Genomic DNA, 16,755 nt, shown 5'->3' on the forward strand with positions numbered 1-16,755 from the left:
ATTCTTCCTTACTGCGCAATCATGATCAGATGTTCCACCACAGGGCCAAGTGCCAGCGCGGGGATGTACGTCAGTGCGCCTACGATAATGACGGTGCCGAGCAACAGAGCGACAAAAAGCGGGCCATGCGTCGGCAGCGTTCCGGCATTCGGCGTCAGACGTTTTTTTGATGCCAGCGACCCGGCAATTGCAAGTACCGGTACGATCATCAGAAAACGTCCGAACCACATCGCAATGCCAAGCATCAGGTTGTAATAGGGCGTATTGGCAGAGAGTCCAGCAAATGCGCTGCCATTGTTGTTTGCAGCGGAAACGAAGGCATACAGAATTTCACTGAAGCCATGCGCCCCGGGATTGGCGATCCCGGCTTTTCCATCGGTCAGCATCACGGAAATAGCTGTTCCGGCCAGTACCAGTAAAGGCCCGGTCAGAATCGCAATCGATACCATTTTCATGTCATAGGCTTCGATTTTTTTACCGAGATATTCCGGCGTGCGGCCTATCATCAGTCCGGCAATAAACACAGCCAGCAATGCGAAGATCAGCATGCCGTATAAGCCGGAACCGACGCCGCCAAACACCACTTCACCAAGCTGCATCAGTACCATAGGCACCATGCCGCCCAGCGGCGTAAAGCTGTCGTGCATCGCATTCACTGCGCCGCAGGAAGCCGCGGTGGTGACGGTTGCAAATAAGCCGGAAGCCACGATGCCGAAGCGGCTTTCTTTACCTTCCATATTGCCGCCTGCTTGTGCTGTGTAGCTGGCGATTTGCGCGTGATCTGATTGGTCAATCTGTAATGCATTCAGCAGCGGGTTACCGGCTTGTTCTGCATTGATCGCGATAAAGGCAAAGGCGGTGAACAGAATCGTCATCGTTGCATACAAAGCCCAGCCCTGACGTCTGTCGCTTACCATCGTACCGAAAGTGATGCATAAACCGGCGGGTATTACAAAGATCGCCAGCATCTGGATGAAATTCGAGAACGGTGTCGGATTTTCAAACGGATGCGCGGAATTCGCATTAAAGAATCCACCGCCGTTGGTGCCGATCATTTTGATCGCTTCCTGCGATGCAACCGGCCCCATAGGTAAAGTCTGGGTGTCAGTCGAGGCAGCTTCTGTCAGCGGTTTACCTTCTTTATCCAGCAAGGGTGCGCCCTGTGCATCGGTCTTTGCGGCCTGATAATCGATTTTCTCGGTCAGGCTGACAGTTTTGTAGGCATCGAAATTCTGGATCACGCCCTGACTCATCAGCAGCGTGGCCGTGATCAAGGACAAAGGCAGCAGGATATGGACGGTGCCGCGCACAACATCAGCCCAGAAGTTTCCGATTTCCGAAGCGTTGTGACGGGCAAAGCCGCGAATCAGAGCTGCGACTACGGCAATACCTGTTGCTGCCGACAAAAAGTTCTGAACAGCCAGCGCCAGCATTTGCGTCAGGTAACCCATCGTGGATTCGCCGCCATAGCCTTGCCAGTTAGTATTCGTCACAAAGCTGATGGCAGTATTGAATGCAGAATCAGGACTGACGGCACCCAGCTGTTGCGGATTCAGTGGCAAAACATCCTGAAAACGCTGTAGCAGATAGACAGCAATTGCACCAGTTAAATTGAATGCAATCAGTGCCAGCGCATAGTGTTTCCAGTGCATTTCCTGCTCTGCGCGCACACCTGCAGCACGCAGTATCAGTTTTTCCACCGGAGCAAGAACAGTGGATAGCCAGTGACGTTCACCACTGAGGACACGGGCCATGTGTTTTCCCAGTGGAACTGCGATCGCAGTCAGTACCAGCAGGTACAGTGCGATCTGAAAAAAAGCAGAATGATGCATCTTAAAAATCCTCGGGTTGTATCAGCGCATAAATCAGATATGCGGCGAGCAGCAGCACCAGAATGGCTGCGATGATCTGGAAAATACTCATTTGCCACCTCTTAAACGATGGCATCCGGCGATGAGTGCGCATGTGATTGCTGCGAACAGCAGGGTGTACCCGATGTAAATCAAATCCATTTCAGACTCCTGTATAGAAGGAGCCTCTACGATAGAAAAATCGCAGTAAAGACGGTGTATAGCTTTTTTCGGGCAGCGTAAAAAAAGCGTAAATGCCCGGATTGCAGCAGGTATGCAGGGGGCGAAAAAAAAGCGCCGTCAGGCGCTTTTTCATGATCGTACTGAAAATGTGTGGTCAGAAGGATTTGACTGCAGTCATCACAAGGCGGCTTTTTCCCATGAATTGTCCGTTGGCCGGTGATGCGTAAAACACTTTATCTGCATTTGTGCCGATGACAGCCAGGCTGACAGTGACGCCGTGCTGTTTCCATTCTTTAGTGACGCCGAGTTTAAAGTCGGTGTACGTTGCTGCCTGAGAATTCATTCCCCGTACTTTCTGATAACCGGCATGCATGTTGAACGTGTAATCTGCGCCCAGATCAAAATTCAGACCAGCATCCAGATATCCACTGTTTTTACTGTCGGGGATGCCAAACAGATTTGTCACCGCATGCGAGTATTTCAGATAGGCGGGACCTGCGCTCAGCTGGCCATAAAATTCAAGGGTATTCGCATCTTTTAATCCTGCCTGATCCAGCTTGTTATTCAGATAAACGTAGGCCAGTGCGCCCGCGTCGTAACTGATGTCAGCACCGAGTTGCCCCTTTTTGCCGGCATAAATATCCCACTCAGCAGGAGTGCTGCCAGCACCCGGTGTGTCCTTAATCCACTTGATTGTCGATAGCCATGTACCCAAATATAAACCATCTGGATTGTGTACATAATCGGCGCCACCTTGCAGCGCCGGATCAAGACGTGTCTGAGAAATACCGCGATAGCGATATTCGCTGGCAATACCGGCATTCCAGCTGAATTCATGCTCGGGCTTGGTTTCTTCTGCGTGCAGATTGTTTAACAGACCACAAAATAATGCGGCTCCAGTGGCAAGTGCTAATTTCATTGAGACTCCTTATTCATCAGAATGAAGAAAAATATTCAGATGGATAAGCTTAGTCTTCGAAGTATTAAGATGTTGTAAAAATTTCGATCAGTGCTGTAAACGGGGAGTCATGAAGAAATGTTGAGTGGACTTCTAATGTTGTTTCCCATTGTCAGCCAGATGTGCTGATGCAATATCCTGTGCATTGGAGGTGTCTGCTTCAAATGCTAACGGCACCCGCAGGTGCCGTTAGTGTTAGCTTTAGCTAGCTTCAGAAACAGTGTTCCGGTGCAGGGAAACTGCCATCCTTGACGGCTGCAACATAAGCGTCGACTGCGGCGCCTATGCTGGTCTGACCATCCATGAAGTTTTTCACGAAGCGGGCCTTGCGTCCCGGGAACACACCCAGCATGTCATGCATGACCAGTACCTGGCCGGAACAATCCGGGCCCGCACCGATGCCTATGGTCGGGATATCGAGCAGGGCAGTTACCTCCTTGCCCAGTTCTGCCGGAATCGCTTCCAGCACCAGTACTGCTGCACCGGCTTCCTGTACTGCCAGCGCTTCTTTCTTCAGCAAGTCTGCTGCCGCATCCGTTTTGCCCTGCACTTTGTAGCCACCGAGCTGATGCACCGATTGCGGCGTCAGGCCCAGATGCGCGCACACCGGTACTGAGCGCTCGGTCAGATAACGTATGGTCGGCACTAACCAGCTGCCGCCTTCAATTTTGACCATGTGCGCGCCGGCTTGCATCAGCTTAACAGCGTGCTGATACGTAGTTTCCGGACTGCCGCAGGTGCCGAATGGCATGTCTGCCACGATCAGCGCTTTTTTGCTGCCGCGCGCCACACTGGCAGTGTGATATGCAACATCATCGGTCGTTACCGGCAGTGTTGAGTCATGTCCCTGACAAACCATGCCCAGTGAATCACCGACCAGCAGCATGTCCACACCATGCCTGTCCATCAGCGCCGCAAAGCTGGCGTCATAGCATGTCAGCATGGTGATTTTGTCGCCGTTCTGGCGCATGGCTTTTAAGCCGGGAACGCTGACCGCTTTGCGGTCTTGTAAATATTCAGCCATCAGATTTCTCCTGCCTGCGGCAAGCTGGTTGCCAGCAGTCATAGTCCGGTTAACTCCGGAAAATAAAATACACCGCGCCGACCAGACAAAGCGCAGCCCAGACATAATCAAGTTTGAATGGTTGTCCCATAAAAAATACGGCAAACGGAACAAACACAATCAGCGTCAGCGCTTCCTGCAGAATTTTCAGCTGCGCCAGACTGTACTCAGTGTAACCGATCCGGTTCGCCGGTACCTGGAGCAGGTATTCAAACAAGGCAATCGCCCAGCTGATTACTGCTGCAATCCACCATGGTTTATCCGACAGACTTTTCAGATGGCCATACCATGCGATGGTCATGAACACATTCGACATAATCAGCAGACCGGTGGTCTGTGCGATAACGGGAATTTGCATGTTCTTCCTTTCCGCGCTGAGATTTACATCCGGCGTATGCGCTGGTCACTGACCGACGGCAATAAAGGTAATGCGGCGCCGATACCCGGAATCAGTGTTTCCGGTGCGATTTCCGTCAGGGGCAGCAAGACAAATGCCCGTTCATGCATGCGCGGATGCGGAACCTGCAGCGTGACACTGGCAATTTGCTGATCACCGTACAGCAACACATCCAGATCCAGCGTGCGCGGTGCATTCCGGTACGGACGCTCACGTCCGTGCTGCTGTTCGATTGCTTGTAAAGCCGTCAGTAATTGTTCCGCCGGAAGTCCGGTGTCTATCTGAATCACGGCATTGACGTAGTCATCGCCGCTGGAATCAATCGGGGCAGAGGTGTACAGCGATGATGCCGCGATCAGGCGGGTTTCCGGCAATGCCCCAACACGCTGTATCGCGGTCTGTACCGTTTGCACCGCATCGCCGAGATTAGCACCGATACCGATACTGGCACGTATCATGATTCGTTGTTACCTGTGCCGGTACGGCGCGGACCACGCTTACGTGGTTTGCGTTTACGCGCAGCACCGGATTTTGCATCTGCACCGCCTGCAGAATGTGCCGGTAAGCGCAGCTTTTGCTGAATCAGGCGTTCGCGTTCTGCGTTATCGCCGTGCATGAAGCCCGTCCACCATTCACCGAGCGCAGGGTCCAGCTCACCGGATTCGCAGCGCAGTAACAGGAAATCGTAACCGGCGCGCAGGCGCTGATGTTCCAGCATTTTGTACGGAGCTTTGCCTGCACGTTTTTCAAAGCGCGGCTGCATTGCCCAGATATCACGCATATCCGAAGCAATACGGCGTTGAATCGCCAGCGCATCGGTTTGTGCCATCAGCACATCGTCAGCGGCCTGATGCAAAGCCGGAATCGGAAATTCACCGGCGGCTTTGTAAGCTTCCCATTTTTCCAGTACCTGATGCCACAGCAAAGAGGCAAACAGGAAACTCGGCGATACGGTTTTGCCCTGACGTACACGTTCATCGGTATTGCTGAGTGCGAGTTTGACGAATTTTTCGCCCATAGGCTGTTCCAGCACCACATCCAGCAAAGGCAGGGTACCGTGATGCAAACCTTCGGAACGCAATTGCTGCAGACAAGCCATAGCATGGCCGCTGGTCAGCAATTTCAGCATTTCATCGAATAAACGGGCAGCCGGGACGTTATTGATCAGTGGTGCCATGACCGCAATCGGCGCACGGGTGGACTGATCAATACTGAATTGCAGCTTGGCAGCAAAGCGCACGACGCGCAGCATACGCACAGGATCTTCGCGGAAACGGGCTTCCGGTACACCGATAATTCTCAGGGTTTTACGGCGGATATCGCTGATGCCATTGTGGTAGTCCAGCACGGTTTCTGATGCCGGATCGTAATACATCGCGTTGACAGTAAAGTCGCGGCGCGCCGCATCTTCATGCTGCTCACCGAAGTGGTTGTCGCTCAGCACACGGCCATGCGCATCTTTCTGTACCTGACCATTACTGGCGCCACGGAAAGTGGTTACTTCCAGCAATTCCTGTCCGAACATCACATGCACGATCTGAAAGCGGCGGCCTATGATGAAAGCGCGGCGGAATAAGCGTTTTACCTGTTCCGGCGTGGCATTGGTGGCAATGTCGAAGTCTTTTGGTTTGACGCCGGTCAGCAAGTCACGTACTGCACCACCGACGATGAATGCCTGAAATCCGGCTTCCTGCAAAGTCTGGGTAACGCGGATGGCATTCGGGGAAACCAGTGAGCGGTCGATGCCGTGTTCCTTTGCCTTCAGGATCACGGGCTCACGGGGTGTCTGCTCCGCAGAGCGCACACCGAGAATTTTTCGTATCAATTTCTTAATCATTGTTTTTCAAACAGCGTAATCTGAGGCCAGCCCTTCGCAGCAGCATATTGCTGCAATTTTGCGTTCGGGTTGGTTGCGACCGGATGGGTAACCACATCCAGCAGCGGTATGTCATTGTGTGAGTCACTGTAAAAGTGACTGCTGGCGAAATCGGCCAGTTGTTTGTTCTGCGCAGCCAGCCAATGCTGTAAATGCGTCACTTTTCCTTTGCCTGAAGTGGGAACGCCGGATAATTTGCCCGTGATATTACCACTTGCATCGCGTTCCGGTTCTGCTGCCAGCAAGTGCGGCACACCTAAAGCAGCGGCGATAGGCTCGGTTACGAAGCGGTTGGTTGCGGTAATGATGGCAGTCAGATCGCCTTTGTCCTGATGCTGACGCAGTAAGCGGACAGCAGCAGGGTGCAATACCGGCAGGATGACTTCTTCCATATATTGCTCACGCAGGGCTTGCAATTGTTGCGGCGGAATCGCAGCCAGTGTGCCGAGTGCGAATTCCAGATATTCAACCGGATCCAGCGTGCCAGCCTGGTACTGCGCAAAAAAATCCGCATTGCGGCGACCGAACTGTTCTGCATCCACAATGCCGTGACGGCATAAAAACTGGCCCCATTCGTAGTCAGAATCAATGGGCAGCAGCGTATGGTCCAGATCAAATAAAGCGAGATGCATGGCGGTATCAGGTTTGTTGTTGAAGCATGAGTTCACGCAGCAAAGGCAGCGTGATCGGGCGTTTGGTGACCAGCGAATAATGATCGAGCTGATCCAGCATCGCAGTCAGGCTGCTCATGTCGCGCTGGTAATGTGTGATCAGGTAAGGAATCACACCGGCCGAAACCTGCATGCCACGGGCAGCGGCAACACGTTCCAGGGCGTCAATTTTGTCTTCATCGGTCAGACCGTGTAACTGGTAAATCAGGCCCCAGCCGAGGCGGGTGCGTAAGTCATCACGCACATTCAGGATCATAGGCGGATGATTACCGGCAGCGACAAAATAAGCGCCGCGTGAACGGGCTTCGTTGAATAAATTAAATGCAGCAATCTGATTCAGCCGGTTCAGCTGATCGCAGTCATCCACCAGATACAGGCTGATGTCCGGACTGAATTCAAATGCCGGTTCCGGCGCAGTAGCGGGGATGTAGCGCGAGTGCGGGTGGTCTGCCAGTGCATGCAGCAAATGGGTTTTGCCGGCACCGGTTTCGCCCCAGATGTACACAGACCGTTCACCGTACAGGCTGGGCGTGCGTTGTGCAAACAAGCCCAGTAACTGCGCCAGTTCCGCATTCTGACCCACCACGAAGGTAGTCAGGGAAGGCAGGATCTGGCTGTCCAGATCCAGAAGTAATTGCTTCATCACTGACGATAAAAAGAACTGTTGAGGTAATAACGGCGCAGATAACTGACACCAACCGACATGACTGCGGAAACGGGCAGTGCCATCAGTATGCCGGTGAACCCGAATAACTCACCAAACGCCATCAGCGCAAAAATCACAGTCAGCGGATGCAAGCCTATGCGTTCGCCAACCAGACGCGGGGTCAGGATAAAGGATTCCAGTAATTGTCCGACGGTATAGACGGCGGCAACTGCAAGAATGCCATTCATACTGTCGTACTGCAGTATTGCACCGATCATTGCCAGCGCAAGGCCGAGTCCGTAACCGATATAAGGAATGAACACCAGCAAACCCGTCATGATACCAACCGGCAGCGCCAGATCAAAGCCGACCAGCGCCAGCGCAGCGGCGTAAAACACAGCCAGTATCACCATGACAAGAATTTGTCCGCGTAAATATTGCGCCATCAGATCATCGACTTCCGTGACAGCTTTGGTAATACTGTCTATCCAGCGACGCGGAATAAAGTGCCGGATACGGCCAATCAAATGGTGCCAGTCGAGCAGCAGGTAAAACAAAACAACAGGAATTAATAATAAATTACCAATGATGCCGATCACTGCTGTACCGCCGACTTTCAGTGAAGACAGGATCGCCTTGCCGATTTCCTCACCGCTGGTGCTGAGCTGATCCGTCAGCAGGGCTTTCAGGCCTGCGCCGTCCAGTCGCACCGGAATGTGGTATTTCGCGAGTAACGGCGCCGAGAACTGATCGAGCCGGTCCAGAAAACGCGGTAATTGTGATTGCAGTAAAGGTAATTCTTTTTTCAGTACCGGCACCAGTATCAGCACCATGGCCAGACTGGTCAGAATTAATAACAAAATCACTACCGAACTGGCCATGCTGCGCGAAATACTGAAACGGCGCAGCCGGATCTGACTTAAGCGATCAACGGCAGGATTCAGGATGTAAGCCAGAATGGCAGACACAATGAAGGGCATCAGCACCGGTGCCAGTAAAAACAGTAATAGCAGCAGTGCCAGTCCGACGCCGAGCCAGATGATGCTTTGTTTTTGCTCACTGGAAAAAGAAAAGGACATTTTCAGGTCTTCAAGCTTAATTTAATTGTGTTTTCGGAGGCCAGAGCCCAAAAAGCGGGTCAATAACGGGTCGTTTTGTTAGAATACTGCCCAGCGCCAGATTTCTGGCAATTTCACTATTTTACCGCCTCAGGTCCCTACTGACGAATATCATGAGCACTTCTAACCCTGTTTCTCTTTCCTATGCTGACGCTGGCGTCGACATGGTCGCCGGTGATGCACTGGTTGATGCAATCAAACCTTTTGCTAAACGTACAATGCGCGAAGGCGTGATGGCTGGCATCGGCGGCTTCGGCGCGATGTTTGAAGTTAGTAAAAAATACAAGGAACCGGTTCTGGTTTCCGGTACGGACGGTGTGGGCACCAAGCTGAAACTGGCTTTCCACCTGAACAAACACGACACCGTCGGTATCGATCTGGTGGCGATGAGTGTGAACGACATTCTGGTACAGGGCGCTGAGCCACTGTTCTTCCTCGATTACTTTGCCTGCGGCAAGCTGGAAGTCAACACTGCAGCCACTGTGATCAAAGGTATTGCTGCAGGTTGCGAACAGGCTGGCTGCGCACTGATCGGTGGTGAAACCGCTGAAATGCCTTCGATGTATCCTGACGGCGAATATGATCTGGCTGGTTTTGCAGTCGGTGCGGTAGAAAAATCCCGCATTATCGACGGTACCAAAATTCAGCCGGGTGATGTTGTTTTGGGCCTGGCTTCATCCGGTATCCACTCCAACGGTTTCTCGCTGGTACGTAAAATCATCGAAGTCGCGAATCCGGATCTGAGCGCAGAATTCGACGGCCGCACACTGGGTGATGCACTGATGGCACCAACCCGCATTTACGTGAAGCCTTTGCTGTCCCTGATGGAAAAAATCGAAGTACGCGGCATGGCACACATCACCGGCGGTGGTTTGGTGGAAAATGTACCGCGTGTACTGGGCGATAAGCTGACCGCGGTATTGCACAAAGATGCATGGGAAATGCCTAAGCTGTTCACCTGGCTGCAACAGCACGGTGGTGTGGCTGACGCTGAGATGCACCGCGTGTTCAACTGCGGTATCGGTATGATCGTGGTTGTATCGCAGCAGGATGCGGATGCAGCGATTGCCCATCTGCAGGCTGCCGGTGAAACTGTTTCCCGTATCGGTGAAATCCGTGCGCGTGAAGGTGATGAGCATCAGACGATTGTTGTCTGATACTGACAGTATGACTGTGAAAGCCGCTTCCGTTCATTCGGAAGCGGCTTTTTTATTAATAAGTTATAAATTAAAATTCCGGTAACCTGTCCGGTGCTGGTATGTGTGCGAAGTGTGGCTGTCGTTCCGGCGACGGATTTTTTCAGTGCAGTAAATCAGGAAACGATGATGAATGAGAAATTTGTATTGAAGTCTGGGGTTCTTTTACTTGCGGTCAGCGCATTGCTCAGTGCGTGTGGCGGCGGAGGCGGTAGCAGTGACAGCAGCGGTTCCAATGCCGGTCAGAACGATGGCACTGTCGCACTGGCGAATCAGTGCGCTGCGCCGCGAGCCGGTACAGCAGACCGTCAGGGTTCGGTGGATACCGAAAAAGCTTATCTGAAGGCTTTCGTCAATGACACTTATCTGTGGTATCAGGACGTGCCAGCCAATATCAATCCGGCCAGCTACGCAACGCCGCAGGCGTATTTCGATGTATTGAAAACTCCTAAGCTGACAACTTCCGGCAAGCCGGTCGATCAGTTCCACTGGTCGCAAACCACCGCCTCATGGCAGGCACAATCGCAGGGTATTGCACAGGATTACGGTATTCAGTGGGCGGCGCAAGCCAGTGCGCCACCGCGTAACTGGGTTGTGGCGGAAGTGGCTGCCGGTTCGCCTGCCGACAAAGCCGGTATCAAACGCGGTGACAGATTGCTGGCAGTGGACGGCGTCGATTTTGTGAATGACGCTACCTCCACCGGCATTGCTAAAATCAATGAAGCATTATTCCCATCCGTGTTAGCGGCGCACCAGCTGGCTTTCTCCGGTAAAGCAGCGCAAAGCCTGACACCGGCAACTTATTCTGTTGCCACCGTCAGCAAGGTAAAAGTAATTCCTACGCTGAATGGCAATGTCGGCTATTTCGTGTTTGACCAGCATATCGCGCAGTCCGAAACGGAACTGATCAGCGCCATCAGCCAGCTGAAAGCACAGAATGTCACGGATCTGGTGATTGACCTGCGCTACAACGGTGGTGGCTTGTTGTATGTAGCCAGCGAACTGGCTTATATGGTTGCTGGACCTGGCCCGACATCCGGCAAAGTGTTTGAGCAGCTGACGTATAACGACAAACTGACTTATCTGAACAAGCAGTATCCTTTCTATAACACCGCAGTCAACGGTACGGTATTGCCTTACCTCGGTCTGAACAAAGTCACGCTGCTGGTGTCGCAAGGTACGGCCTCTGCCAGTGAATCTCTGATTAACTCGCTGCGCGGCGTCGATGTTTCTGTGAATCTGATCGGTAACACCACCCGTGGTAAGCCTTACGGTTTTGTTCCGCAGGATAACTGTGGCTACACCTATTTCGCGATTCAGTTCAAAGGCGTGAATCAGAAAGGCTTCGGCGATTATCCTGACGGTTTTGCTGCAACTTGTACTGTCGCTGATGACTTTACCCGCCAGCGCGGTGATACAGCGGAATCCATGCTGTCTGCTGCGCTCAGCTATCGTCAGACCGGCGTTTGTCCGGTCAGCGTAGCGCGTGCTATTCCTGCAGCGTGGACAGACTTTACGCTGGTACGTCCGCTGTCGAAAGAAATGCGTTTGCTGAGCCCGTCAGTCGCGCGCTGACCTGCCTGCAGGCTGTTCAGCGCATCAGCGCTGTGGCAGCAAACTGGCTGTGCCATCAAAAACACCGGTGTGTCACTCATGCCGGTGTTTTTTTATATACGAAGAAAGTACGCGGACAAAGTTCACGAATACATGGCACGCAGTCCAGCTTTGTCCGCAGGGCGCTGAACATGTCCGGAAAAAGCCTGAAAATGGCCAAAACAGGCTCAAATGCGGAGTTCAGCATACCAATCCGGCGGTCGTCGGCAGAAAGTCCGGGCCTCAGAAAATGGCAAATGACGATATTTGCACAATCAGCGGTGCTTGCGCCGTGGTTTTCGTTACCAGCCAGCATGCGAACCTTACTGTCGCTGGTGTGCCGTGACTGGTCGTGACGCGCCATGACGCGATATCATGCTGCGATTGCCATCACTGACGAACGGACTCTGTATGCAAAAGCAACGCTGTCGCTGGGCCAATCCGGCGAATCCGCTGTACCTGCGTTACCACGATGAAGAGTGGGGCGTGCCCTGCCATGATGAATTACGCTTGTTTGAAATGCTGAATCTGGAAGGCGCACAGGCCGGACTGAGCTGGGAAACCGTGCTGAACAAGCGCGAGGCTTACCGCGTGGCGTTTGATGGCTGGAATGCAGAGCTGATTGCTGAATATGATGCAGCGAAGGTGGAAGCGCTGATGCAGAATGCCGGCATTATCCGCAACCGGCGCAAAATTGAAGCGACCATCAGCAATGCCCGTTGCTATCTGCAGTTAAAGCAGGAAACCGGCGGGCTGGATGCATATCTGTGGCGATGGACGGAGGGCAAAACCATTCATACCGATGGCGTGCATGTCGCCACCAGTCCTTTGTCGGATCAGATTTCCAAAGACCTGAAAAAGCGCGGATTCAAATTCGTCGGCTCTACGATTATTTACGCCTATCTGCAGGCGACCGGCATCATTTGCGATCACGATGCCGGTTGTGACTGGCGCACGCCTGCCTGATTCGCTTCTCGCTGCTGCTTATTCCACTGCCGGTGGCGTAACACGTACCGGCTGATGCTGGCCCGGTGTTTCGGTTTGCGAAGCATCGTTATGCGGTTCCCAGTCCGGTGCTTCAATGCCTTCAAACACGGTTTTCAGTTGCTGACCCCAGCTGCTGCGTATCATCTGGAAGTAGGGATTTTTTTCATCAATGATGGCGAAGCGGTCAACTTTCAGACTGCCGGCTTCATACACCAGCAAGTCCAGCGGCAGGCCGACCGAGATATTCGAGCGCAGGGTAGAATCCATTGAAATCAGCGCGCATTTGGCAGCATCGTCCAGACTTGTATCCGGATTCACGACGCGGTCGATAATCGGTTTGCCGTATTTTGCTTCGCCGATCTGGAAGTAAGTATTTTCATCATGGGCTTCGATGAAATTACCGGCTGCATAAATCTGAAATAAACGGCAGCGCTCATTACCGATCTGACCACCGAAAATCAGGCTGACATTGAAGTCTATCCCGAAGCCGGATAAGGCTTTGGCATCGCGCTGATTCACCAGCCGCACGGTTTCGCCGAGGATGCGTGCCGCTTCATACATATTCGGCGCATTCCAGACTGACAAACCCTGCGCATCGGTATAGGTATTCAGCAATTCGCGTACCGATTGCGAGATCGACAGATTACCGGCAGTCATCAGTACCATCACGCGGTCATCGCGCTGTTCATAGACCGACATTTTTCGGAAGGTGCCGATGTGATCGACACCGGCATTGGTGCGGGAATCCGACAAAAATACGAGACCGGCATGCAAGCGCATGCCCACACAATACGTCATGTTGCACTTTCAAAGTTAGACTGATCTGATTGTAGCGAGATCATCCGGCGCTGTCAGTGTCTGCAACACTTGCAACACGTGTTTGTATGGCGAACACAGATTGTGATGAGTGCCACAGGTCATCACTGCCCGTCGAAATGGGCAACGCTGACCTGCACTTCCAGTTGTTCACTGCCACCGCCACGGCGCACACCGCGCACCGGTGAAGCGGAATCGTAATCACGGCCAATGGCGAGGCGGCAATAAGAGCTGTTCATCAGCCGTGTATGGGTGACATCCAGACTGATCCAGCCAGCGTAATCATGGTCTTCCACCCAGACATCCACCCAGGCATGCGTTTGCGCGGTTTCACCGGTTTCCGGATCAAGATAACCGGACACATAGCGCGCCGGAATTTCCAGTGCGTGGCAGCATGCCAGATAGACATGGGTATGATCCTGACAAACACCCTGGCCCTGTTGCAGCACTTCCGCAGCGGTACTGCTGACTTCCGTACTGCCCGGCTGATAACTGACAGCGGCTTCGATGGCTTTTGCCAGTTGCAGCGCATGTTCGGTACGAAAGTGCTGCGGTGGTCTGCAGCTTGCCGCCAGCGCACGAATCGCATCGTCTGCGCAGGTCAGCCTTGTTTCGTTGATGAAAATCAGCGGAGACAAGCCGGTGCCGTCGCTGACTCTGCCTTGCGGTGGCGTGCTGGTACTGACAGTGCCGCGAGCTATAATCGAAATATCATCATGCCAGCTGGTCATGGTCAGCAAATGAGAAGGATTCTGATACGCATCGCGGAACGCATTCTGCCGTCCCTGCGTCTGCACAGACCATTGTCTGACTTGCTGAAACTGTTCCTGTCGCGGTGTCAGGCGCAGCTGTTGTATCGAATAGCTGAAAGCCTGAGAGTAGCGATAGCGCGTCAGATGTTCGATGTATAAATCCATAATGTCATTTCACAGGTCAGGAGCAGGCGGCAGGCTCAGGCTAAAGGAACCAGAAAGTCGCGGCTGATACGATTGCCCAGTTCATAAATGTTTTCAAGAAATTCAGTCAGCGTGGTGTGCAGGCCGCTGTCCAGAATTTCTTCGATGCGGGAAAATTTCAGCTGCGCATGTAAGCGGCCTGCAAACCGCTCGGTATCTGAGGAAACATCGTTTCTGATTTCGGACAGCTGAAACATCACATCATCCATGCAAGCCAGCAGGGAACGCGGCATGTCCGGATGCAGCATCAACAATTCAGCCACACGCTCCGGTGTGATCACATCGCGATACACTTTGCGGTAAATTTCAAAGCCGGATACCGAGCGCAGCAGGGCTGCCCAGTAATAAAAATCACGCGGAATGCGCAGCGGATCACTGATTTGCTTATCCGATGCGCCGTGGAATTTCACATCCAGAATACGCGCAGTATTATCCGCCCGTTCCAGACTGGCACCGAGCTGCAAAAAGTTCCAGGCTTCATCGCGCAGCATTGTCCCCTGAATCACACCGCGCGCCAGATGCGAACGGAACTTCACCCATTCAAAAAACTGCGCAGGATCCTGTTCCAGTACGCCACTGCTTAATTTTTCTTTCAGTTCCAGCCAGGTCGCGTTCTGGGTTTCCCAGACTTCGGTGGTTAGCGTGCCGCGTACCGCGCGCGCATTTTCACGTGCCTGTTCAATGCAGGCCACAATCGAAGAAGGATTATCCGGATCGCGTACCATAAAATCCAGTACGTCGCGGCGGCTCAGTAAGCCGTATTTATGATCAAAGGCTTCCAGTAATTCAGAAATACTGAGCAGCGCGCGCCAGCCGCGCTCGGCGACTTCCACCGGTTGCGGTACCATCGAATTTTGTACATGCACATCCAGCATCCGTGCTGTATTTTCGGCGCGCTCAATATAACGGGCCATCCAGAATAAATGGTCAGCGGTGCGACTCAGCATCTTAATTCTCCAGTACCCAGGTATCTTTGGTGCCGCCACCCTGCGACGAATTGACGACCAGTGAACCTTCTTTCAGCGCAACACGGGTTAGTCCGCCCGGTACCATGGACGTGGTTTTTCCGGACAAGACAAACGGCCGTAAATCGATATGGCGTGGTGCAATCCCCTGTTCCACAAAAGTAGGGCAGGTGGACAGCGCCAGCGTTGGTTGTGCAATATAGGCAGACGGATTCGCTTTCACCCGCAGACGGAATTGTTCGATTTCGTCCTTGCTGGCAGCGGGGCCGACCAGCATGCCGTAACCACCGGCACCGTGGACTTCCTTCACCACTAATTTGTCCAGATTTGCCAGCACATATGTCAGTTCATCCGCTTTGCGGCACTGATACGTTGGTACATTATTCAGCACCGGATCCTGATCCAGATAGAAGCGCACCATATCACCGACATACGGATAAATCGATTTGTCATCGGCCACGCCGGTACCGATTGCGTTCGCTAAGGTCACGCGACCGGAACGGTAGACGGCCAGTAAACCCGGTACGCCCAGCGATGAGTCCGGACGGAAAGCCAGCGGATCGAGAAAATCATCATCGACACGACGATAGATCACATCCACCCGTTTCGGGCCGCGTGTGGTGCGCATATACACGGTGTTGTCGTTGACAAATAAGTCTTTGCCTTCAACCAGTTCCACGCCCATTTGCTGCGCCAGAAACGCATGCTCAAAATACGCAGAGTTAAACATACCCGGCGTCATCACGACCACGGTAGGATCATCGGTTCCCTGCGGAGCGACTGAACGCAAATGATCGAGCAGCATGTCCGGATAATGATCGACCGGCGCGATCTGATTCTGGCTGAATAATTCAGGGAAGAGCCGCATCATCATTTTGCGGTCTTCCAGCATGTAAGACACGCCGGAAGGTACCCGCAGATTATCTTCGAGTACGTAAAATTCGCCTTCACCGACACGCACAATATCCACACCGGCAATGTGCGCATAAATGTTTTCCGCGACATGAATGCCCTGCATTTCCGGACGGTATTGCGCATTGCGGTAAATCTGTTCGGCAGGAATCAGACCTGCTTTCACAATATGCTGGTCGTGATAAATATCGTGAATAAACATATTCAGCGCTTGCACCCGCTGCGCCAGACCGCGTTGCAGCGTGGCCCATTCGCGTGCCGGAATAATGCGCGGAATCTGGTCAAACGGAATCAGGCGTTCAGTCCCGGCATCATCGCCATAGACCGCAAAAGTAATGCCGACGCGACGGAAACTCAGGTCAGCTTCGGCCCGTTTTCTGGAAAGCCGTTCAGGTTTTTGCTGAGCCAGCCAGTCGGTATAGCGTCGGTAATGGGCGCGGACTTCGGTCTGGCGGTCATCCGCATACATTTCATCGAAAAAGCCGGGCATAGGAAACTCTCCGGAAAAAGACAGTCTGGGTGCCGTTCAGAATGCTTCATCGGGGAAAATGAAACAGGCACGGTTCTG

The 16,755-nt window shown here is 52.9% G+C and carries 17 protein-coding genes; 3 read left to right on the forward strand and 14 right to left on the reverse strand.

Going from position 1 to position 16,755, the window contains the following annotated elements; all coding sequences use genetic code 11:
- Window positions 1-8: 8 nt before the first annotated feature.
- The 10 genes from kdpA to KDM89_RS03160 all read right to left on the reverse strand — a co-directional run bounded on the left by kdpA (window position 9) and on the right by KDM89_RS03160 (window position 8,723).
- A complete protein-coding gene (kdpA, locus tag KDM89_RS03115; RefSeq protein WP_212686456.1) occupies window positions 9-1,832 on the reverse strand; it encodes a potassium-transporting ATPase subunit KdpA in 1,824 nt (607 codons plus the stop codon).
- A 1-nt stretch (window position 1,833) separates the two neighbouring features.
- On the reverse strand, window positions 1,834-1,923 hold the full coding sequence (kdpF, locus tag KDM89_RS03120; RefSeq protein WP_212686457.1) for a K(+)-transporting ATPase subunit F: 90 nt from the start codon (window positions 1,921-1,923) through the stop codon (window positions 1,834-1,836).
- Window positions 1,924-2,187: 264 nt separating this feature from the next.
- A complete protein-coding gene (locus tag KDM89_RS03125; protein ID WP_212686458.1) occupies window positions 2,188-2,952 on the reverse strand; it encodes a TorF family putative porin in 765 nt (254 codons plus the stop codon).
- 250 nt (window positions 2,953-3,202) lie between these two features.
- Window positions 3,203-4,015, reverse strand: a complete 813-nt coding sequence (panB, locus tag KDM89_RS03130; protein ID WP_212686459.1) for a 3-methyl-2-oxobutanoate hydroxymethyltransferase — start codon at window positions 4,013-4,015, stop codon at window positions 3,203-3,205.
- 49 nt (window positions 4,016-4,064) lie between these two features.
- Window positions 4,065-4,412 (reverse strand): DMT family protein, encoded by a 348-nt coding sequence (locus KDM89_RS03135; protein ID WP_212686460.1) that lies wholly within the window; start codon window positions 4,410-4,412, stop codon window positions 4,065-4,067.
- A 23-nt stretch (window positions 4,413-4,435) separates the two neighbouring features.
- The gene (folK, locus tag KDM89_RS03140) at window positions 4,436-4,909 is read right to left on the reverse strand and encodes a 2-amino-4-hydroxy-6-hydroxymethyldihydropteridine diphosphokinase (protein ID WP_212686461.1); all 474 of its coding nucleotides are present in this window, start codon (window positions 4,907-4,909) and stop codon (window positions 4,436-4,438) included.
- Window positions 4,906-6,288 carry a polynucleotide adenylyltransferase PcnB gene (pcnB, locus tag KDM89_RS03145; RefSeq protein WP_212686462.1) on the reverse strand — a complete coding sequence of 461 codons (1,383 nt, stop codon included), beginning with the start codon at window positions 6,286-6,288 and terminating at the stop codon, window positions 4,906-4,908. Before pcnB ends, folK begins: the two co-directional genes overlap by 4 nt.
- Window positions 6,285-6,959 carry a histidinol-phosphatase gene (locus KDM89_RS03150; RefSeq protein WP_212686463.1) on the reverse strand — a complete coding sequence of 225 codons (675 nt, stop codon included), beginning with the start codon at window positions 6,957-6,959 and terminating at the stop codon, window positions 6,285-6,287. The genes pcnB and KDM89_RS03150 overlap by 4 nt, the downstream gene beginning before the upstream one ends.
- Before the next feature lie 7 nt (window positions 6,960-6,966).
- Entirely contained in the window at window positions 6,967-7,641 is a 675-nt protein-coding gene (gene hda / locus KDM89_RS03155; protein WP_212686464.1) for a DnaA regulatory inactivator Hda, read from the reverse strand.
- The gene (locus KDM89_RS03160) at window positions 7,641-8,723 is read right to left on the reverse strand and encodes an AI-2E family transporter (RefSeq protein ID WP_212686465.1); all 1,083 of its coding nucleotides are present in this window, start codon (window positions 8,721-8,723) and stop codon (window positions 7,641-7,643) included. The genes hda and KDM89_RS03160 overlap by 1 nt, the downstream gene beginning before the upstream one ends.
- Before the next feature lie 152 nt (window positions 8,724-8,875).
- Here KDM89_RS03160 and purM point away from each other — a divergent pair, with 152 nt between their 5' ends.
- The 3 genes from purM (at window position 8,876) to KDM89_RS03175 (ending at window position 12,517) form a co-directional block, all read left to right on the forward strand.
- Window positions 8,876-9,919: a phosphoribosylformylglycinamidine cyclo-ligase gene (gene purM, locus KDM89_RS03165; RefSeq protein ID WP_212686466.1), complete on the forward strand. Its 1,044-nt coding sequence runs from the start codon at window positions 8,876-8,878 to the stop codon at window positions 9,917-9,919.
- A gap of 168 nt (window positions 9,920-10,087) precedes the next feature.
- Entirely contained in the window at window positions 10,088-11,533 is a 1,446-nt protein-coding gene (locus tag KDM89_RS03170; RefSeq protein ID WP_212686467.1) for a S41 family peptidase, read from the forward strand.
- Between the two features lie 429 nt (window positions 11,534-11,962).
- The gene (locus KDM89_RS03175; RefSeq protein WP_212686468.1) at window positions 11,963-12,517 is read left to right on the forward strand and encodes a DNA-3-methyladenine glycosylase I; all 555 of its coding nucleotides are present in this window, start codon (window positions 11,963-11,965) and stop codon (window positions 12,515-12,517) included.
- Window positions 12,518-12,535: 18 nt separating this feature from the next.
- On the opposite strand, the gene KDM89_RS03180 is transcribed toward KDM89_RS03175, so the two are convergent.
- The 4 genes from KDM89_RS03180 to KDM89_RS03195 form a co-directional block, all read right to left on the reverse strand.
- Window positions 12,536-13,336: a proteasome-type protease gene (locus tag KDM89_RS03180; RefSeq protein WP_212686469.1), complete on the reverse strand. Its 801-nt coding sequence runs from the start codon at window positions 13,334-13,336 to the stop codon at window positions 12,536-12,538.
- Between the two features lie 122 nt (window positions 13,337-13,458).
- On the reverse strand, window positions 13,459-14,271 hold the full coding sequence (locus tag KDM89_RS03185; RefSeq protein WP_212686470.1) for a transglutaminase family protein: 813 nt from the start codon (window positions 14,269-14,271) through the stop codon (window positions 13,459-13,461).
- A gap of 35 nt (window positions 14,272-14,306) precedes the next feature.
- A complete protein-coding gene (locus tag KDM89_RS03190; protein WP_212686471.1) occupies window positions 14,307-15,257 on the reverse strand; it encodes an alpha-E domain-containing protein in 951 nt (316 codons plus the stop codon).
- Window position 15,258: 1 nt separating this feature from the next.
- Window positions 15,259-16,677 (reverse strand): circularly permuted type 2 ATP-grasp protein, encoded by a 1,419-nt coding sequence (locus KDM89_RS03195; protein WP_212686472.1) that lies wholly within the window; start codon window positions 16,675-16,677, stop codon window positions 15,259-15,261.
- Between the last annotated feature and the right edge of the window lie 78 nt (window positions 16,678-16,755).

This window comes from Cognatundibacterium luofuense (assembly GCF_018139685.1).
In the GTDB taxonomy this organism is placed as follows: Bacteria; Pseudomonadota; Gammaproteobacteria; order Burkholderiales; family Burkholderiaceae_D; genus Undibacterium; species Undibacterium luofuense.

What these genes read in the sequence shown, in the direction of transcription:
- KDM89_RS03150 (WP_212686463.1), bottom strand. Translation starts at nt 6,959, where the DNA reads ATGCATCTCGCTTTATTTGATCTGGACCATACGCTGCTGCCCATTGAT.
- KDM89_RS03185 (WP_212686470.1), bottom strand. Translation starts at nt 14,271, where the DNA reads ATGGATTTATACATCGAACATCTGACGCGCTATCGCTACTCTCAGGCT.
- KDM89_RS03135 (WP_212686460.1), bottom strand. Translation starts at nt 4,412, where the DNA reads ATGCAAATTCCCGTTATCGCACAGACCACCGGTCTGCTGATTATGTCG.
- hda (WP_212686464.1), bottom strand. Translation starts at nt 7,641, where the DNA reads ATGAAGCAATTACTTCTGGATCTGGACAGCCAGATCCTGCCTTCCCTG.
- KDM89_RS03175 (WP_212686468.1), top strand. Translation starts at nt 11,963, where the DNA reads ATGCAAAAGCAACGCTGTCGCTGGGCCAATCCGGCGAATCCGCTGTAC.
- pcnB (WP_212686462.1), bottom strand. Translation starts at nt 6,288, where the DNA reads ATGATTAAGAAATTGATACGAAAAATTCTCGGTGTGCGCTCTGCGGAG.
- KDM89_RS03195 (WP_212686472.1), bottom strand. Translation starts at nt 16,677, where the DNA reads ATGCCCGGCTTTTTCGATGAAATGTATGCGGATGACCGCCAGACCGAA.
- KDM89_RS03190 (WP_212686471.1), bottom strand. Translation starts at nt 15,257, where the DNA reads ATGCTGAGTCGCACCGCTGACCATTTATTCTGGATGGCCCGTTATATT.
- panB (WP_212686459.1), bottom strand. Translation starts at nt 4,015, where the DNA reads ATGGCTGAATATTTACAAGACCGCAAAGCGGTCAGCGTTCCCGGCTTA.
- KDM89_RS03125 (WP_212686458.1), bottom strand. Translation starts at nt 2,952, where the DNA reads ATGAAATTAGCACTTGCCACTGGAGCCGCATTATTTTGTGGTCTGTTA.
- kdpF (WP_212686457.1), bottom strand. Translation starts at nt 1,923, where the DNA reads ATGAGTATTTTCCAGATCATCGCAGCCATTCTGGTGCTGCTGCTCGCC.
- KDM89_RS03160 (WP_212686465.1), bottom strand. Translation starts at nt 8,723, where the DNA reads ATGTCCTTTTCTTTTTCCAGTGAGCAAAAACAAAGCATCATCTGGCTC.
- KDM89_RS03170 (WP_212686467.1), top strand. Translation starts at nt 10,088, where the DNA reads ATGAATGAGAAATTTGTATTGAAGTCTGGGGTTCTTTTACTTGCGGTC.
- kdpA (WP_212686456.1), bottom strand. Translation starts at nt 1,832, where the DNA reads ATGCATCATTCTGCTTTTTTTCAGATCGCACTGTACCTGCTGGTACTG.
- KDM89_RS03180 (WP_212686469.1), bottom strand. Translation starts at nt 13,336, where the DNA reads ATGACGTATTGTGTGGGCATGCGCTTGCATGCCGGTCTCGTATTTTTG.
- folK (WP_212686461.1), bottom strand. Translation starts at nt 4,909, where the DNA reads ATGATACGTGCCAGTATCGGTATCGGTGCTAATCTCGGCGATGCGGTG.
- purM (WP_212686466.1), top strand. Translation starts at nt 8,876, where the DNA reads ATGAGCACTTCTAACCCTGTTTCTCTTTCCTATGCTGACGCTGGCGTC.